Below are 18,143 nucleotides of genomic sequence, written 5' to 3'. Positions count from 1 at the left end.
TAATACTACTACTATTATTTTTATATGTCAACTTTTCCGTTAAAATATTGCCGGTGTATTCAGCAGCTACAGCTGCTTGACATTCAGGATGGATGTAGTTTATATTTACAGAGATATTTTCTATTGGCATTATGCCTGTTCTGCACCGGCCTCTTTCCGAATTGACAGGATGTTTTGAGATGGAAAACAAAGAAAATAGCAGTTCGCCGGCGAGTTTGAAGGATCTACCGATAGGTTACCAGTTCCCATCGGTTAGCTATGAACTGACGGAATCGATTATTGCCAAATACCTGGGCGCAGTCGGCGATCAGCAGGATTTCTTAAAGGCAGGGATAGTCCCTCCCCTGGCTATAGCGGCTTGTGCTATAACGGCACTGTCGCAGTCTTTTGCAGTACCTCCGGGCTCGATACACGCCTCTCAGGAGCTTGAGTTTCTTGGAATAGTACCCGTGGGGTCTACCATAAGCTGCGGTGGAAAGATAGCCCATCGGTTGGAGCGTGGCAGGTTAAATCTAATGTCGATTGAAATAAGCGCTCTGAATCAAGATGAGCAAGAGGTTCTGACCGGAAAAGCTACTATAGCCATACCAAACTAAGAAAATAGGGGAGGAGTACCTGCTTTGTTCGAGATACCAAGACCAGCAGACTTCCATCAAGGTTCAAGTCTTCCTGTGGTGGTCAAGCGTGTCACTCAGCGTGAGATTAATCTTTATGCTGAGGCCAGCGGTGATTTTAACCCCATTCATATTGATGAAGCCTTTGCCGCAGCGACCCCGCTCGGCGGGACCATAGCTCACGGTATGCTCATTCTGGCTTACGCTTCGGAGATGATGACCAGGGCGTTCGGACGGAGCTGGCTTGAGGGGGGACGGCTTTCCGTTCGCTTCAAAGCGGCCGCCCGGCCTGAGGCTACCATAACCACCAGCGGGAAGGTTGACGCCATCGAGGATAGAGATGGAGTCCCGTATGCCCATTGCAGTCTGGAATGCTGCAACCAGAAGGGTGAGGTGATAATTACCGGTGAGGCGGTGGTTAAGCTTCAGTAGCATTGCCAGGGTTGATGAGAAGGGAACTCTTGATGACTGATACCGGACGTAGAGTAAAGATAGCCGTTGATGCAATGGGTGGTGATTATGCCCCTGAGGAGATAGTGAAGGGTGCCGTGGCTGCTGCTCAGAGGGGGGATGTCGAGCCGGTACTGGTTGGCCCTCTCAATATCCTGGAAGCGGAGCTGGCTAAGTATAGTATTTCCGGTCTACCGATTAGCTGTGTTAATGCCGATAATTTCATCAAGGAGGAAGAGAATCCGGCCCTGTCAGTGCGCCGTAATCCCCGTTCCTCGATTGCGGTGGCGGCCAGGTTGGTAAGAGACGGTGAGGCCGACGGTCTGCTCGGTGCTACCGCTACCGGTTCACTGATTGCCAGTGCTATACAGTATCTCGGTATGATAGAGGGGATAGCTCGCCCGGTCATCGGTGGAGTCTTAAGCGGCCTTGCTCCGAAGACGGCGCTGTTCGACCTCGGTGTCAATATAGACTGTAAACCGCAGCACCTGCTTACCTTTGCCATCATAGGTACTGTTTATGCTAGAATATTTCTGGATATTCCCAATCCTACGGTAGGGCTGTTGAATGTTGGCAGAGAGGAGGGCAAGGGTAATACAGTGGTCAGGGAGGCCTATCCTCTCTTGCAAGGGAGCGGCTTGAATTTCATCGGCAATGTCGAGGGTAATGCCGTTCTGACCGGAGGCGCCAATGTAATTGTCTGTGATGCCTTTGTCGGTAATGCTCTTATGAAGCTCTGCGAAAGCTCCGTCGGTGCTATGGGCGGTTATTTCAAAAGCAAGATGAAGAGCCATCCCTTTGTCGGGCTTCTGGTTAAAGGTAAGGTCAAGAACCTGCTGAAATCGCTGGTCTCATCCGACAGCGTCGGCGGCGGTCTCATCTGGGGTATCGACGGGGTGGTGGTTAAGATCCATGGTCACAGTCAGGCTGCTGAGGTAACCACCAAGCTGGGAATGGCCAGGCTGGCGGTAGAGCGTGGTGTGGTGAGTTGCTTGAAAACAGAGTTGAGCAAGATGCTGGAACATACCAATTAACATATTAATAAGGAGAAGGAGTTATTATGTCTGCTGCAGAAGAAACCATCAAGGATATTATTGTCAAGATCGTGCACTGTGACCGGAAAATTCTCACCCCCGAGTCTACCTTCCAGGATATGAAGGCTGATTCTCTGGATATGGTGCAGGTGCTGGTCGCCCTGGAAGATGAGTTCGGCATCGAGATTCCTGATGAAGAGGCTCAGAAGTTCAAGAATTTCGGCGATTTTGTTTCCTTCGTTGAGGCGCGCGTAGCCGAGAAGAAATAGATGCTAAAAGGTAAGGTTGCCCTGGTAACCGGCAGCTCACGTGGCATTGGCAGGGCGATAGCCTTGAGGCTGGCCCGGGAGGGAGCCGATGTTATTGTCAACTACTTCCGCCGGCGTGAGGCTGCCGAGCAAACGGCCCGGGATATCGAAGAGTTAGGCGTAAAGGCCAGTGTCATCCGGGCCAATGTCGGCGAGCCGGAGAAGCTCGATGAGATGTTCGATACCGTTGCCGCCAGCTTTGGCCGGCTGGACATATTCGTCAGCAATGCTGCCTCCGGTCTGCCCCGTTCTGCCCTTGACCTGGATGCCAAGGTCTGGGGCTGGACGATGGATATCAATGCCAGGGCGTTTCTGCTCGGTGCGCAGCGGGCGGCCGGGCTGATGGAGGGGAGGGGTGGTAAGATAGTAGCCATCACCAGTCTGGGCTCGAAGCTGGTCTGGCCCGGCTACACTGCCATAGGGGTATCCAAGGCGACCCTTGAGGCCCTGGTGCGCTATCTGGCGGTGGAGCTGGCTCCGAAGGATATCTGTGTTAATGCGGTAGGAGCCTCATTTGTGCCTACCGAGGTCGGGCTGTCCTACGCCGAGGGAGCGGGAAAAGAGGACGAGGATGCTTTCTGGAAGACAACTCCGGCGGGCAGGATGGTCAGTCCTGAAGATATGGCCGGGGCAGTGGTTTTCCTCTGCGGCAGCGAGTCTTTTATGATCAGGGGTCAGACGATTATCGTTGACGGAGGCTTTTCGTTAACCCCTCTTAATCTTAAGGGTAAAGGAGGCGAGAACTGAAAGTGCAGCGAGTAGTAGTTACCGGTGTGGGCACCGTTTGTCCCATCGGCCTGAATATCGAAGAGTACTGGGGAAACCTGACGGCGGGAAAATCAGGGGTTGGCCTGATCCGAAAGTTCGATGCTACTGACTACCCGGTCAAGGTGGCTGCCGAGGTAAAAGACCTTGACCCGGGTAAATATATGGAGCCGAAAACAGTTGAGCGGACGACGAGGACGATTCATCTCGTTGTCCCGGCGGCTAAAGAGGCGGTGGCTTCGGCCGGACTGGATATAGCGCAGGAGCAGCCGGAGCGGGTGGGTATTGTCAGTGCCAATTTGCAGGAAAACCGGTATGTCGCCCAGGGTTTCGACACCCTTGCCAAACGGGGGCCGAGGCGGGTCGACCCGTTGTTCTTTACCAAAGGAGCGCCCAGCATAGTGTCTCTGCAGCTGGGAATGCTGTTCGGGGCACAGGGTCCCAGCACCAGCGTCAACAGCCTCTGTGCCAGTGGTGCCGATGCGATAGGGTGTGCCTTGAATTTCATCCGTCTGGGCTATGCCGACGTAATGATTGTCGCCACCTCCGATGCTTCCCTTGACGAGATGACCATAGCCGCGCTCAGTGTGATAGGTGCCCTGAGCCGGGAACCGGACCCGGACAAGGCCTGCCGTCCCTTTGATCTTAACCGCAGCGGCTTTGTTTATGGAGAAGGATCCGGAGTAATGATACTGGAGAGCTACGCGCATGCTATGAAGAGGGGTGCGCCGATTTTGGCCGAGTTGGCCGGAGCCGGCTGGACCTTTGATGCCTATGATACCACTGCTCCCCAGCCGGATACCGAGGCGATGGCAATGAGAATCGCTATCCGGAATGCCGGGCTCGGTCCGGAGGATATCGACTGTGTCAATGCCCACGGCACCAGCACCCGTTTGAACGATGCCAGCGAGACAAAAGCCATCAAGATGGTCTTCGGAGAACGGGCCTACCGGATACCGGTCACTGCCAATAAGTCCATGTTCGGTCATATGCTGTCTGCCGGTGGTATGGTTGAATCAATCGGTGTGGTAATGAGCATCAGCCGCGGGATTATTCCACCTACAATACACTACGAGACTCCCGACCCTGAGTGCGATTTGGACTACGTACCTAATGTGGCCCGCCGGGTGCAGGTAAATGCCTGCCTGAAAAACAGCTTCGGGCTGGGCGGACAGAACTGCTGTCTCGTTTTTAAGAAGTTTGAGGAGGCTTAAGAATGTGTAACGATGCGTCTCTGGAATTAGAAAGTAAGGTAGCGCTGGTAACCGGAGCTTCCCGAGGCATCGGTAGAGCCATTGCCCTGAAGCTTGCCAGCCGGGGTGCCAGGGTGGTCGTTAACGACGTAGCCAGAGAGGCTGCCGAGGCAGTGGTTAAGGAGATAAAGGACCTGGGTGGAGATGCCTTTGCCGTTGAAGCCGATGTTAGAGATAGCGAAGCTGTCAAGGCCATGTTGGATGAGGTAACCGGCCGCTGGGAGAGGATCGATATTCTGGTCAACAATGCCGGCATCAACCGTGATACCCTGTTGCTCAAGATGTCCGATGAAGCGTGGGACGCCGTTATCGACACCAACCTCAGAGGGGCCTATACCTGTACCCGGTTTGCCCTGCGCGCTATGATGCGGCAGCGGTGGGGGCGTATTATCAGCATGGCTTCCATCGCCGGGATAATGGGTAATGTCGGGCAGGCGAACTATGCGGCTTCAAAAGCGGGTATTATCGCCTTTACCAAGACCGTAGCTAAAGAGGTGGGTGCACTTAACATAACTGCCAATGCCATTGCCCCGGGCTTTATTGTTACCGAGATGACGGATAGAGTGCCGCAAGAAGCAAGGGAGGCTATTCTTAAGATGACGCCGCTGAAACGATACGGTCAGCCGGAAGAGGTGGCCGAACTGGTGGCTTTCCTGGCCAGCGAGCGGGCCGCTTTTATCAGCGGGCAGGTCATTGCCATCGACGGCGGCATTACATAATACGGGTTATCTCTTTACAGGGGAAAGCAAGATGATACGGACCGGGTCAGACCGGTCCGTAATTTTTTCCTTTTACCCTCCGCCCATACCGGGCAGACATCCCTGACGGCCGGCACCGGGTCCCATCTGCTGCATGTTCACCTTCAGCCATTCCTGGAGACCCTCCCTGCTCTTGGCCAGCGGCTCTTTCATCCTTTCCGTGTTCATCCCGGAAAGATATCCGGTCGTCTTGTACCTTTTGGCGGTATCCATCTGCAGGTTAAAGTCTTCCGCCATCCCGAAAAAGTTGGTCACGTTGCTGCGCGTTGCTTCGTCGAGAAAGCCGATCTTGTCCCTGTTCCTCTGCCAGCTGCCTACCTTGAGCTTGGTCGGCCGCATCTGGGAATTGAACTGCTCTATGATTCTCTGGTTGCTGTGCAGGTCGCTGACAAGACTCATGACTATGTCTTGCGGACTGTTCTCCGATTTACGCCGCCGCATAAAAATACTGAATACGATCAGAGCGATCAGCGGTATTATCAATGTCCACTGGCTGCTGCCTCCCTCGCCACCGAAAAAATCCATATTCTACTCCTTCGATTGAAAACAATGTTTAATGTCTTATTAAAACAGATTATCGGGTATATGTCTAGTTGCCCTTCCTGAGCAGCAGGCAGATATTGCGGGAGAAGAACTTGCAGCGGTGCCGGTATGAGCTTTCCGGAAAGGACTCGACCACCTCGAAGCCGGCCCGGCGGGCTAGCTTCTCCAGCTCCGGGTAGGAGAACAGGTAGTAGTAGCGCTGTAGTGTCTTATCCCCGGTCCGCCAGGGGACGGCGACCTCCTTCGGCTTGAACCAGAAGCGGCGCTGCCACCGGTTCCATACCGTAACAAAGGCTTCCGCGCCGGGTTTAAGCACCCGCCACAGCTCGTCGAACGCCCTCTGCCGCTCTTTTTCCCCTTTGATATGGTGGTAGGTGGCTATTGCGATGGCCCGGTCGAAGCTCCGGTCGGAGAAGGGGAGGCAGCCCACGTCGGCCAACAACAGGTTTACGGTGAGGTCGAATTTCCGGCAGTATTTTTGCGCCCCCTTTATCATCCCGGGGGAAAAGTCCACGCCGTAGAGATCGAAACCGCTGCGGAAGGGGAGGAAGTCGGGGCCGTGGGCACAGCCGAGATTAAGCAGACTGCCCTGCTGCCACCTCTTCGCCAGCGCTTCCAGTTCGCCGGGAAAGATCGACCAGTGCCTGAAGTTATACCAGCCCGGCGCCAGCCGGTCAAAAACGTCTCTGTTTGTTGCCATAAGCCGTAATTTGCTAAACTTGTTATGAGTATACTATGAAAAAATCTACCAGGACAATCTCCGGAGTTACTCCGCTGGCGGTGATGACACAGCCGGCGAAGTGCCCCGGCCGGTGCGTCTGCTGTCCTACCTATCCGGAGGTCCCCCAGAGCTATACTCCCGAGTCGCCGGCGGTGCTGCGGGCGATAAACTGCGGGTATGATGCGGCGGAGCAGGTCAGGCTGAGGCTGCGGACGCTCTCCGCGATGGGACATCCCACCGATAAGATCGAGCTGATTGTAATGGGGGGCACCTTTCTGGCCGCTCCGGTCGAGTATCAGTACCGGTTCGTCAAGGACTGCTTCGATGCCCTGAACGGCGAGGTCTCGGCCACCCTTGAGGAAGCCCAGCGGCTTAACGAAGAGTCGGCCTGCCGCTGTGTCGGGCTCTGTATCGAGACCCGGCCCGACTGGTGCGGGCCCGAGGAGGCCGACCGCATGCTGGAGTTCGGTACCACCAGGGTGGAGCTCGGTGTCCAGGCCCTCGATGATGATATCTACCGTATTATCCACAGGGGGCACACCGTTTCCGATGTCGTCCGGGCCACCAAACTGCTCAAGGATTACGGTTTTAAGGTGCACTACCACTGGATGCCGGGACTGCCCGGCTCGACGCCGCAGCTCGACCTGGAGATGGCGGGAAGGCTGTTTAACGATGCCGACTTCAGACCGGACGGCTTGAAGCTCTATCCGACCATGGTGGTAGCCGGTACCGAGCTGGAGCAGTGGTACCGGCAGGGACGCTATCTGCCCTACGATGATGAGACGATGATTAACCTTATTGTCGATATCAAGTCGATCGTGCCCGGATACGTTCGAATTTCCCGGGTGCTCCGTGATATTCCGGCTAAATTCATTGTCGGCGGCTTGAAGGACTCGCTGCGGAGTGAAGTCAGGCGGCGTATGAAGGAGTGGGGAATCGAGTGCCGCTGCATCCGGTGCCGTGAGTACGGACACCGCGCCCGGGACGGGTGGGAGACGGGTGAGCCCCGCATGGTAAGGACGGACTATTCTGCTTCCGGGGGCAGGGAGGTCTTCCTGTCCTTCGAGGATGATAATGAAACCCTCTTCGGGCTGCTGCGGATGAGGGTGGGACTCGCGGACAGATCAGGGCAGGGGTCTGCCGTAATCAGGGAGCTTCATGTCTACGGACCGGAGATTCCGCTCGGACAGCGCAGCCCGCAGGCGGCGCAGCACCGCGGTCTGGGCCGGGCCCTGCTTGCCGGGGCCGAGCGAATCGCCGCCGCCGAGTTCGGAGTGCAGCAGATGGCGGTCTTAAGTGGAGTCGGTGCTCGAGAGTACTACCGTGCCGAGTTCGGCTACCGGGCACAGGGCAGCTATATGGTCAGGGCTCTTCCCGGTGCTCAAGCTGGGCCAGCCTCGCCTCCCCGGTGCCGAAATGATGGGCTATCTCATGCCTCACCACCCTCTGTATCGTGTCCCTGATTTCATCTTCGTTCCGGCACTCGGCCTCGATCGGACTCTGGAAGATGGTTATCTTATCCGGGGCCACCAGCCCGTAGCCCCGCCCCCTTCCGATCAGCGGTATGCCCTGGTAGAGTCCCAGCAGCGTGTGCCCCCGCTTCAGCTTGACGCTGTCCAGTTGCCTCCGTGACGGCCACTCCTCGACCACCACGTCGATGTTCTCCAACCGGTCGGAGAAATCGGCGGGCAGACGGGAGACCGCCTCCGCTACCAGCTCCTCAAATCTCGACCTGTCCATAGTCTTATTCCATCGTGGCCGGCCCGGACTTCAGCCGCCGTTCTTAAGGTAGTCGACCGCCCACTCGATAATTTCTTCACCTTCCGTCTCGATTTGATAATCGGGGGTTATTCCCTGTCCCTCTATCAGGCGTCCGTTGGGGGTATACCAGCGGGCGAAGGTGATATATAGTCCCGAGCCGTCGCTTAAGCGGCGCAGGATGTTGACGCTGCCTTTGCCGAAGGTCTGGCTGCCGGCGATGGGGGCGCGGCCGTAGTCCTGCAGCGCTCCGGCCAGCACCTCGCTGCCGCTGGCGCTGTAGCTGTCCACCAGAACGACCATGGGCAGGTCGGTGGTAACTTCGTGCTCTACTACCGGCCGGGTGGTCCGGTTGCCCTGGCTGTCTACTACGCTGACGACATCACCATCGGGAATGAAGCGGCTGGCGACATCGACTACCGCGGTCAGCGTGCCGCCCAGATTACGGCGCAGGTCCAGTATGATGCCGCGGGCGTTCCCTTGAATAAGGCTGGTTAGCGCCGACAGCAGTTCGGCATCGGTACGACCGGAAAAATCGGTAATATTGATGTAGGCGATATCCCCGATCATCCTGAATTGGACGCTGGTCACTTCGATCTCATCCCGGACTACCTCTATCTCTACCGGTTCGGTCTCGCCTTCGTGGAGAATGAGCAGAGTTACCGTCGTCCCCTGCGGGCCGCGTACCAGGAGGACCGTCTCGACCAGACTCATTGCGGAGACGCTCTTGCCGTCGATCTCCAGTACTTCATCGTTGGCCCGGATGCCTGCCTTTTCCGCCGGTGAGTCGGGGAAGGGCGCTACGATGATAATTTTGCCGTCGCTTTCCCTGGCTACCGAAGCTCCGATGCCGTCGAATTTGCCCTCGAGTTCGCTTAAGCTCAACTGGTAGGCATCCGCATCCAGGTAGGCGGTATAGGGGTCATCCAGTGCCTCCACCATTCCCCGGATTGCCCCCTGGCGCAGTATATCGGCATCCAGGCTGTCCTTTTCGACATAGTCCTCGAAGATGATATCCCACGCCTCGTTGATGGCGTCCGGCTCAGGGCCGGTCGTGACTGTGATCAGGGCACAGCCGGCCGCCGGCATAAGGAGCAGGACGGTCATGATCAGTGCCGGAATAATCATTCTTATCTTTCTCATCGCTTTTATCTCCGGGTAGATTGTATTTGAGCAGTATCGGGCGGGTGCTGCTTTTAAAATGCAGGCCAGGCAGACCTGTAAGCCGAGTTCTGTACTCCGAAATCATCGGAGCGGTGACCATCTATCTAGCCCTGATGTTGCCATCAGGGTCAAGCGACCTACCCGGGGACAGGCCGGGCGTCCTTAAGTCCCTCTGTTTGGTCTTGCTCCGGATGGGGTTTGCCCAGCCGGCCGGTCACCCGGCCGCTGGTGAGCTCTTACCTCGCCATTTCACCCTTACCCCGCAAGGGGGCGGTATGTTTCTGTGGCACTGGCCGTAGGGTTGCCCCTCCTGGGTGTTACCCAGCATCCTGCCCGGCGGGGCTCGGACTTTCCTCCCGCACTGAGCCGGCGGTCACCCGGTCTACCTGACCCGCTTCTATACTATGTCAGGGTGATGCCGAAGTCAAATAGCGATTATAAAGCAAAAGAAGAGCCCCCCGAATTTCGGGGGGCTCTTTTAGTCTCTAAGAGTCGGGGGCAGGAAAGGCTAGGAGTTAGGAAGGCCTCCTGCTCCGGACAATCAGGACGATGACCACCACGATCAGGGCAATGCCGATAGCGAATACAACATACATCCAGGTCGGGGTTACATTCTGGACCGGAGGAATGTTGACTTCCGGTGGCGGTGTTGGCTGTGCCGGCTCGGGAATAATCTCCTCGGCAGCGACGGCGAAGGTGCCGACATCGCTCTGGGAGAGCATGGTGCCGTCCTTCCAGGCGGTTACCTGCCAGTAGTAGGTGGTCTCGTAGTCCAGGGTGCCCGAGTAGGCGTAGGCGGTACCGGGAACATCAGCACTGGCCAGGGCGCCGGAGAGGTCGGGGCTTGCCGAGAGGACGAAGCTGTAGGTGGTGGCATCGTAGACGCTGCTCCAGGAGAAGCCGACTCCGGTGCGCTGGGCAACTACCGCACCCTGTTCGGGGGCGATCAGCTTGACCGCGTTAGCCGAAGAGGCCTCGATGGTGAAGCTCCAGGTCTCCGACCAGGGGCTGTGGACGCACTCGTCGGTCTCGGTGTTGGCCTCTCGAACGTGCCAGGTGTAGGTGCGGCCGCACTCCAGAGGTGACTGACAGCCGATGGCACAATCATTCGGGCAATCCTCACCGTCCCAGTAGAGAGATGGCGGATCGCCGCTGATTTCCAGTTCCTCTATAGCGGCGATGACGTTGCCGTCCTCGTCCATAATCTCGATGTCGTAGCTGCAGGCGAGGCACATCCGCTCCCACTCGAAGGTGAGGGCAGCGCTTACACAGTCTCCGCAGACGTCGCAGGATACGATGGCCCCGTCCTCAGGAGAGGTCAGGACAATGCCGCGCTTGGCGGCGCAGTCCTCGTAGCTCCACAAGGTGCCTTCGGAGGCGTCGGATACTTCATAATGATTGGTGTCGATTGCCCAGAGTATGGAGTTGGTATCAATGGAAGTACAGCCGCAGATCTTGAGGGCGCTGGGCCCGATGTCGAAGTCTTCCTCATCTTCTTCAATCCCGGCGATCAGGTAGTCCCAGTCCTCGGTGCCGCAGCAGTCGGTCTCGCAGGGGGTCAGGTTGCGGGCCACGCCGCTGTACTCTTCATCACCATCTTCATCGAAACGCTCGCAGAGGCACTCCTCGTCGGAGTCTACTCGAATACTGTCGGTTACGGCGTAGAGGGTGCCGTCACTCCTGCCGATGGCGATGCCGTCGTAGTCGGCGGGCATGGCGTTCATGTCGGTCCATGAGCCATCGGTGATATCGCTGCGATAGATAAGGCCAACCCCGGCATCACTATCGGCTACGGCAGCGTAGATGATGTTATCGCAAATGGGGTCGCAGGCGACGTGAACCCCGCCATCGGAATCTCCGGGTAAGTCATCGGTAAGCTCCCAGGTCTCGCCGCTGTCCTCGGACCAGGCCACCGGCTCGTCACCATTACCTCCGACCATAACGAAGCCCTCTTTGCAGCAGGAGGTTATCGAGTGGCCCGAGCCGACTCCGGTATCGACCCCGTCGGACGGGCGCCGGCCGTACTGTGTCGAGGTGGAGACATAGCCTTCATCATCGAGGATGTAGACGATGTTCTCGCTCTCCACGGCGAAGTCCTCGATGGTCAGCTTCTGGTTGACTGCCTTGTTCCAGCACTGGCCGCAGTCTCGGCTGTAGTAGAGTTCCTGGGTACCCTGAATTCCCATGTAGATGGTGCAGCACTCCTCGAGTTCGTCGCAGGGTAACCGGAGCAGTAGATTGGTGTCATCCTCTATGTATTCTTTAAATAACCAGTCACCGTGATAGATGCGCTCCCAGGTGTCGCCGTTATCGTAGCTCCTCCAGATGGAGTCGCACTCGCAAACCTGCCCCACGTCGCAGTATCCGTCGTAATAAGGTCCCCAGTCTTCCATCTCGTTCACGGTGGAGAGGTAGATCACGCTGCAGTCGGGGCAGACGGCAACATCGGAGAGGTGGTCGATATCGGTGTCGATTAAGCCGATCTGGTTGAAGGAGACGCCGTCGTCCAGGCTTACCGAGAAGGCGGACTCGTCGCAGTAGCCGCCCCAGATTCTGCTTTCATCATCGATGTAGTTGAATATGTCAATCGGTCCCTCGGTGACGGCCCACCATATGGCACTCCACACTATGTCCATAGCGCCGGTGGTGGCGGCAAATGCCTTCTCACCGTCGGGACTGTACTGTACTACTGCCATATATGGCCCCGAGGGGTCCTTGCAGGCGGCTTCCCACTCCGGGCAGCAGTCGTCGAGCTCAACGGTGTGGTAGACGGCCACGCCCTGGCAGCAGTCGAACCTTTCCGGTCCCCAGTCCTCGTCTAATCCGTTATCCCAGTCGCAGTAGACGCCGACCATCGCCTTGCAGGTATCGGCATCGCCGTAAACATCGATGCTGGCCAGCAGCGGGTCTCCCGACGGACCGCAGCGTCCGGTCAGGGCGCCGTCCTCGCAGATGAAGACGTAGCCGCCGACCACCTCGGTGACGGTGTCGAAGGCGTCAACGTATAGGTAGATGTTGTTGGCGCCCGGGTCGGTGCCGTCGAAGTCGTCGGGCAGCGCTGTGCCCATGCTCTTTATGCCGGGCAGGGTGTACAGGTCGTTGCCTTCATCGGTTATCTGGACGGCGTCGGAGAATCCGGCCTTGCCGTTCCAGGCGCCGCCGCTCTCCCAGATGCCTTCTTGAAGGTAGGGCAGCGGCTCCACACCGTTAGTAAAATCCAGGTTGGAGGTCATACAGACGATGGTGTCGTCCATATCGAAGTTTGGAGAGAACTCGACATCGACTACCGCGATGCTGTAGATGGGGCGGTCATCCCAGTCCTCACCACTTTCGTCCCAGTCATCCCAGCCGTCGTAGAAGGCGGTGTCCTCCCAGGCCCCCGAAAGCCAGGTGCCCGCCTCGAGCCGGTAGACCGAGCCCCAGAGTATGTCGTCGTGACCGGCGTTAGTGGCGATGCCGGCAACGGCGATGTTGTGGATATTATCCACCTCGGGGGAGACGTCGATATCGTAGAGGAACGCCAGATAGCTGTCCTCGCTGCCGTCCTCCATATAGCCGGCAAAGCTGAATTCGTCTCCGCCGTCCTCAGAGGCGACCACAGCCGGTCGGAAGACATGCGGGGGGCCGTATTCCATCAAGAACTCGGGGTCGAATATTAGCCCGCCCAGCGCCAGCCAGTTCTCGTCATCGGGAGCGACTGCTATGCCGCCGTAGGAGAGCATAAAGAAGGGGCCGGGCAGGTTGACGGCGTCCTGAACGGTGGCGGTGATGTCTTCCCAGGTCACCCCGGCGTCGGTCGACTTCCAGACCCTGGGCTGGGTGAAAATGCCCATTAATTCGAAGCCTGTACCACTGTCAATCTCTTCGCCGCCCGGTTCGTCATACTGTACCCAGTTTACGTAGCCATCCAGTATCCAGTCTTGGACATCCAGCTCGCCGTCGGTAATCTCGAAGTAGAAATTGTCGGTGAACATGCCTCCGTCGTCGTAGAGCATGCCGCTGAACTCGGCCCGGTCGTCTTCATCGTAGCACAGGGTGTAGGGATCGACGGTGATTTCACCGGTGATGGCGGCGGCGGAGACACCGGAGATATCCATCGCGGTAAAGATGGTGAAATCGCCCATCAGGTAGCAGGAGTCGCCCTCCAGCCAGCCCTCGATCTCGGCAGCGTAGTCCGATATCCGCGTTATGGTTACCTCGCCGGTGTCGATTTCGAATCCGCCGGTCAGCCCGTGGATGCTCTCATCTTCGACGTTGGCCGAGGTTATGGCGCCGGTGGCGTAGATGGTCTCGCCATCGGGACCTACGGCGTAGTCGAAGATGTCGGTGCCGGGGGCAATGACGTTGTCCTCCCAGCTCGGCGTGTTGACCTCGCCCCACTCCATCTCGTCGGCCTGGGCTTCGCCGGCCGGTATTACGGCAGCGCCCAGGGCAAAGACGAGACCGATGGCCAGCCCTACGGCTAAAATCTTGGATAATAGCTTAGTTTTCATTGATTCGTACTCCTTAATATTCAGGATTACTTTCTCCATATAAAAGGGAATATAACCACATATCCCCTTTTCTGTGGAGATAAGGCTATTTTATTTCTGGAGTTTATACTATTTTTCCCTTAACCGGGTACGCTTCCCTCCGGGGTGAAGCTGAACCGGGCATCCCTCGGGGCTGTTTATCGCGGCACCACCTCCTTATGTCTTCAGTCTTTCGTACTAGCTCTTTAGTATTAGCGGTTTTTTGTTAATAATTATATCACAGCCTGTCAACAGTCTTAAGATATATTGTAACCCTATCCCCTTGCCAAGGGGAAGGGAAGATGATTAGGTAATGAAGGGGCTAACGCCCCTTCAAACTACCCCTTACGCTGTAGTGATGGGGCTTTGTCTATCCTTGAAGTCCTTGAGTTTAGCGGGGATGTAAACCTCGATTAAGAGGATGCTGTATAAGAGGAGCGCTTAAGAGCAGTTTTTATCGCGTAGGTTGTATTCTTAAATAGCCCCGGTGATGTAGACAGGTGTTTCGTTTTTCTTTGAGAAAAAGGCAGGTGTCAAAGAAGGGCGCAGCCCCTCTTAAAGAAAAAGCTATTCCCCCTCTCCTTAACTAAGGAGAGGGGGATAAAGGGGGAGAGGTTCCCTACCTGGTGTACCACTCCTTATAGGCTGTTGCCGAAATACCGCCGATACTGGCCTTGATAATATCGCTGCCGGGGTTCTTCCCCGAATACTCGAACTCGGCTTCACCGCTGGAGTTGGTTTCCACGGTGTCCGAGGCGTAGCTGTTCACGCCGCTGATGGTGACGGTTACCTCCGCGTTGGCCATCGGGTTACCGTAGGCATCATAGACCATGATGATCAGGGTATGCACGGTGCCGATGGGATTGGCCGCCTGACCGGGAGTGATGGTGATCCTGGCCGCTACCGCTCTCTCGTAGCACCACTTCTGAGCGGCTCCGGGTACGTACTCACAGGGTATGCGTTTACCGCCGCAGAGCGTGTAGCTGCCCCGCTTGGCCTCCATCTCCGTAAGGCAGGTACACCCTGTTGGACACTCCTCCTCCTCTTCTTCCTCGGGCAGCTGGTAGCAGTGCATCTCTTCACCGTCCCGGAAGCCGCACACCCCGGTCTCTTCCGGGCAGCGGGATAGCTGTAGCCTCTTGGCTTCGGCGTCGGTGTAACAGGCGCATTCATCGGGGCAATCGACGGTCTCAGCCGGTCTTTCGTAGCAGTAGAGGACGTTTCCGGCGGCGTCGACGCCGCACTCTATCTTGCTGTTCTGGCACAGGGACAGGCCGAGCTTCTCAGCCTCTGCCGGCGTCATGCAGATGCATCCCTGGGGGCACTCTTCTTCAGTTGTCGCCCGGTAGCAGTACATCGCATTCTGCTGGGCGTCGTAGCCGCAGATCTCCGTCTCCCCGGGGCAGATGGGATAACCGAGCTCTCGAGCCTTTTCCTGGGTTAAGCAAACACACCCGTCGGGACATTGCTCTTCAGTCGGCTTCGTGAAGCAGTACTTCTCTCGCTGCTGTTCGTCATAGCCGCAGACTTCTATCTCGCCGTTACACCACTCGGTATACCCCAGCTTGACTGCCTCCTCCTTGGTCAGGCACAAACAGGGGGGTGTGCATTCCGGCTCGGTTTCCGGTGGGGGTATCTGAAGTGTGGTCACCGTGCTTGGCTTTAGATACTCGACGTCGAGGCTGAATCCGACCGGTGTGCTGGCGGTATAGACGGCGACCACATCCAGCGGCGCCGTCGCGTAGATGACCACGAAGCCCTTGATAAAACTGATTAGAGAGGTTACCGGCTGGATCGCGGTCAAATCAAGGGTGGGCAGGTCCGAACCGGTCTCTTCCTCCTGGCCGGTAGTAGCCAGCGACGGTGTCGTAAACCGCCGGGTGGGAGGCTGCTGGGAGCCGAGCAGGTCGACGATATCCGCGCAGTCTATCTCAATCGCTTCGTCGGGGCCCAGCTCTACTCTCCGGAAGGCGGAAATAGTGCCCCTGGGGTCGTCCTCGCGGTTGGCGATTACCGCCTTCTTGTGTAGAATCACGGTTGCGTTGTGCGGGTTATGGACATTGATTGCCGTGGAATAGGAACCCCGCTGGACTCCTTCTCCACCGAAAGCCGGCCCGCAGAGGAATTTTGCCGAGTATACTAATTGCCGTTCCATATGCGGCGGGCGTTCGATTTCCGGCGGGCGGGGCGGCACCGCTTCGGGCGGTGTTTCCATGGCGATCAGCTTCTCTATCTTGGCCCGGATCCTGACCAGCTCTTCGTAGAGGGGGTTGTCCGACGGGGCGGCTGCGGTTGCCGCCGTTGTCCCCGCCGACGCGATGGGCAGCTCGTTGATCAGCTCCTCGATCAGTTTGGCTATCGTGTACTTGGTCTCGAGGGCATCCTCCGCCGAACCGCTGAACTCAACCCATTCCAGGTTTCTCACCCGGTTGATGATGGCATCCAGAAAATCCAGAATTTCCTGGTCGTCGGTATACTGTTTTGCCTGGTTTAGCTCAAGCAGGATGTCTTCCCGCAGGGCCTCTTCATCTTCCGTCTGTGCCGGTACCGGTTCTGGTGACGGTGCCGGAGAGAATAGTCCGGCGGTTGCCGTGTCTGCCGGGATGATGGTAGCGATGAGGGCGACAATCATTGCCATGGCGGGTATCAGGAACACCTTTCTGGTCATTTCGATCACCTCCTTGGGAAAGAAGTGAGAATCGTTCCTTGCTCCCTATTTTTGAATGCCATCATTATATCACAGTATGTCAAGACATACTCTCCCTATTTATGGCTAATACCGGAGGGGGTTGTTCCGGTATCGAAAGACAGCTAAAATCTCTTGACGCCGGGTAGAAATGGTGCTTCAATACGTTACACATCGATTTTCATGCCGAGAGGGGGTATTGCTAATGATGAGAAAAAGTGTTGTCAAGGCAGTGCTCGTTGGCGCACTCATGTCCGTAATGATGGTTGCTATCGCTGGGTGTCAGAGCGAAGGTATCAGCTTCCCCGGCTTTGGCGGCGGCAAAACCTCGCTGAGCAACGCTACCATGTGCAAGTCGGTAGACCTGGAAACAGGGCAGCCGGTAGAGCCGGGCGATACCTTTGCCGCCACTGACGGGGTAATCTTCTGCTCGGTTAAGGTTTCCAACGCCACGCCTGATATTGAGATAAGTGCCGAGTGGCTTTACCTGCCCGTCGGTGCTGATGACGAAGCGGGTCTGCTGATCAGTTCCTGGAGTACCACCATGGAGGGTACCGGTTACATTCCCCTCTCGATAATGCGCCCTGAGAGCGGCTGGCCCCAGGGAGATTATGAGGTGGTCTTCTATCTGGATGAGCAGAAAGCCTTGAGTGTACCGTTTAAGGTGCAGTAGTAATTTTGTTTGTGAAGGGGCTGCGCCCCTTCAAACTACCCCTTACGCCGTAATGATGGGCTTTGCCTTCTATTTATATCAATAGCCGGAAGGACTCCGGGATTGGGTGTGCGGCGCAGCCGGATCAGGCTATGCCCAGGCTATCCATGATTGCCTTTTTTACTGCGAGCATTCTTGGCGAGGATAGTCTCCCCACTTTGTTACCCAGCATTGTCTTGGGAATGGTCATGATTCTGCCTAAATCGATTGAGCCGCCGTGGGGCAAACTGGCCTCATGGTCCTTAAATTCCACCAGTACCGGCAGCCCCTTGCCGACTGTGTGCGTGATGTAAGCAACGATAGTAGAATTGCTGTACCGGTTGCCGATGTCATTCTGTATGATTAGCGCGGGGTGCTCGCCGATTTCTCCGCCCCAGTCCACCATGTAGATATCACCCCGCTTTACCTCGAGCAATTTGGTCATAACGGCTAATCACCCCAGGAAGATGCCATGCTTTGAATAACACCGGCAGACTTTTGCGCGAAGTCCTCATGCTCCGCGGCCATGGTTTGATAGTAGTCGATCATTTGCTTTTCTTTGCGCCTGCTGGCCAGCTCTTCGAGGCACCGGGATATCAGTCCGCTGGTAGTAGTGTTGTTCTCCCGGGCAATCTCCTGTGCTATGGCCTTAAGCTCCGGCTCGACAGTAACCGACAAAGTTGTCTTTGTCGCCATAATGGCACTCCTTCATGTTATCACACGATTTCATATTGTCTTATTATATGAGCACAGTATATTATTTGTCAACCGTGAGCTAGCGCCCCTTCAGACTACCCCCTATGATGTAATGGTGGGATTATGTATTCCTTGAGTGAAAGGAGAATGTAAAACTTGAGCAAAAGGATGTAAACCTTAAGCAAAAAGCG

The 18,143-nt window shown here is 56.6% G+C and carries 17 protein-coding genes and 1 other RNA gene; 9 read left to right on the top strand and 9 right to left on the bottom strand.

Features of this window, described 5'->3' with window-relative positions:
* Positions 1-179: 179 nt before the first annotated feature.
* Genes PHI12_01990 through fabG form a run of 7 tightly spaced genes read left to right on the top strand, consistent with a single transcriptional unit; the run spans position 180 to position 5,143 of the window.
* Positions 180-596, top strand: coding sequence for a MaoC family dehydratase (locus PHI12_01990; protein ID MDD5509572.1), 417 nt, complete (start codon positions 180-182; stop codon positions 594-596).
* 24 nt (positions 597-620) lie between these two features.
* Positions 621-1,046 carry a MaoC family dehydratase gene (locus PHI12_01985; protein ID MDD5509571.1) on the top strand — a complete coding sequence of 142 codons (426 nt, stop codon included), beginning with the start codon at positions 621-623 and terminating at the stop codon, positions 1,044-1,046.
* Positions 1,047-1,078: 32 nt separating this feature from the next.
* Positions 1,079-2,098 carry a phosphate acyltransferase PlsX gene (gene plsX / locus PHI12_01980; GenBank protein MDD5509570.1) on the top strand — a complete coding sequence of 340 codons (1,020 nt, stop codon included), beginning with the start codon at positions 1,079-1,081 and terminating at the stop codon, positions 2,096-2,098.
* 26 nt (positions 2,099-2,124) lie between these two features.
* Complete coding sequence (gene acpP, locus PHI12_01975) at positions 2,125-2,367, top strand: acyl carrier protein (protein ID MDD5509569.1); 243 nt, start codon at positions 2,125-2,127, stop codon at positions 2,365-2,367.
* The gene (locus PHI12_01970; protein ID MDD5509568.1) at positions 2,368-3,153 is read left to right on the top strand and encodes an SDR family oxidoreductase; all 786 of its coding nucleotides are present in this window, start codon (positions 2,368-2,370) and stop codon (positions 3,151-3,153) included.
* 2 nt (positions 3,154-3,155) lie between these two features.
* Positions 3,156-4,385: a beta-ketoacyl-[acyl-carrier-protein] synthase family protein gene (locus PHI12_01965; GenBank protein ID MDD5509567.1), complete on the top strand. Its 1,230-nt coding sequence runs from the start codon at positions 3,156-3,158 to the stop codon at positions 4,383-4,385.
* 2 nt (positions 4,386-4,387) lie between these two features.
* Positions 4,388-5,143, top strand: a complete 756-nt coding sequence (gene fabG / locus PHI12_01960) for a 3-oxoacyl-[acyl-carrier-protein] reductase (protein MDD5509566.1) — start codon at positions 4,388-4,390, stop codon at positions 5,141-5,143.
* 72 nt (positions 5,144-5,215) lie between these two features.
* Here fabG and PHI12_01955 read toward each other — a convergent pair whose 3' ends face one another.
* A complete protein-coding gene (locus PHI12_01955; protein MDD5509565.1) occupies positions 5,216-5,707 on the bottom strand; it encodes a hypothetical protein in 492 nt (163 codons plus the stop codon).
* A gap of 64 nt (positions 5,708-5,771) precedes the next feature.
* Complete coding sequence (locus PHI12_01950) at positions 5,772-6,425, bottom strand: class I SAM-dependent methyltransferase (protein MDD5509564.1); 654 nt, start codon at positions 6,423-6,425, stop codon at positions 5,772-5,774.
* Positions 6,426-6,460: 35 nt separating this feature from the next.
* Between PHI12_01950 and PHI12_01945 the strand changes: the two genes are divergently transcribed.
* Entirely contained in the window at positions 6,461-7,909 is a 1,449-nt protein-coding gene (locus tag PHI12_01945; GenBank protein ID MDD5509563.1) for a tRNA uridine(34) 5-carboxymethylaminomethyl modification radical SAM/GNAT enzyme Elp3, read from the top strand.
* On the opposite strand, the gene PHI12_01940 is transcribed toward PHI12_01945, so the two are convergent.
* The 5 genes from PHI12_01940 to PHI12_01920 all read right to left on the bottom strand — a co-directional run bounded on the left by PHI12_01940 (position 7,809) and on the right by PHI12_01920 (position 16,547).
* The gene (locus tag PHI12_01940) at positions 7,809-8,186 is read right to left on the bottom strand and encodes a metallopeptidase family protein (GenBank protein ID MDD5509562.1); all 378 of its coding nucleotides are present in this window, start codon (positions 8,184-8,186) and stop codon (positions 7,809-7,811) included. The two genes, PHI12_01945 and PHI12_01940, sit on opposite strands and share 101 nt — an antisense overlap.
* Before the next feature lie 30 nt (positions 8,187-8,216).
* Positions 8,217-9,347: a S41 family peptidase gene (locus tag PHI12_01935; GenBank protein MDD5509561.1), complete on the bottom strand. Its 1,131-nt coding sequence runs from the start codon at positions 9,345-9,347 to the stop codon at positions 8,217-8,219.
* Positions 9,348-9,409: 62 nt separating this feature from the next.
* Positions 9,410-9,757, bottom strand: an RNA gene (rnpB, locus tag PHI12_01930) — RNase P RNA component class A.
* A 126-nt stretch (positions 9,758-9,883) separates the two neighbouring features.
* Complete coding sequence (locus PHI12_01925; protein MDD5509560.1) at positions 9,884-13,861, bottom strand: hypothetical protein; 3,978 nt, start codon at positions 13,859-13,861, stop codon at positions 9,884-9,886.
* A gap of 637 nt (positions 13,862-14,498) precedes the next feature.
* Entirely contained in the window at positions 14,499-16,547 is a 2,049-nt protein-coding gene (locus tag PHI12_01920) for an Ig-like domain-containing protein (protein ID MDD5509559.1), read from the bottom strand.
* Positions 16,548-16,770: 223 nt separating this feature from the next.
* Here PHI12_01920 and PHI12_01915 point away from each other — a divergent pair, with 223 nt between their 5' ends.
* Positions 16,771-17,238 carry a hypothetical protein gene (locus tag PHI12_01915; GenBank protein MDD5509558.1) on the top strand — a complete coding sequence of 156 codons (468 nt, stop codon included), beginning with the start codon at positions 16,771-16,773 and terminating at the stop codon, positions 17,236-17,238.
* A gap of 124 nt (positions 17,239-17,362) precedes the next feature.
* Here PHI12_01915 and PHI12_01910 read toward each other — a convergent pair whose 3' ends face one another.
* Together PHI12_01910 and PHI12_01905 are read right to left on the bottom strand one after the other, a co-directional pair.
* Entirely contained in the window at positions 17,363-17,701 is a 339-nt protein-coding gene (locus tag PHI12_01910) for a type II toxin-antitoxin system PemK/MazF family toxin (protein ID MDD5509557.1), read from the bottom strand.
* Positions 17,702-17,706: 5 nt separating this feature from the next.
* Entirely contained in the window at positions 17,707-17,952 is a 246-nt protein-coding gene (locus PHI12_01905; protein ID MDD5509556.1) for a hypothetical protein, read from the bottom strand.
* Between the last annotated feature and the right edge of the window lie 191 nt (positions 17,953-18,143).

Source organism: Dehalococcoidales bacterium (genome assembly GCA_028716225.1).
Lineage (GTDB): Bacteria > Chloroflexota > Dehalococcoidia > Dehalococcoidales > UBA5760 > UBA5760.
The sequence above is the reverse complement of the archived record's forward strand: the minus strand, read 5'-3'. Positions and strand labels throughout refer to the sequence as shown.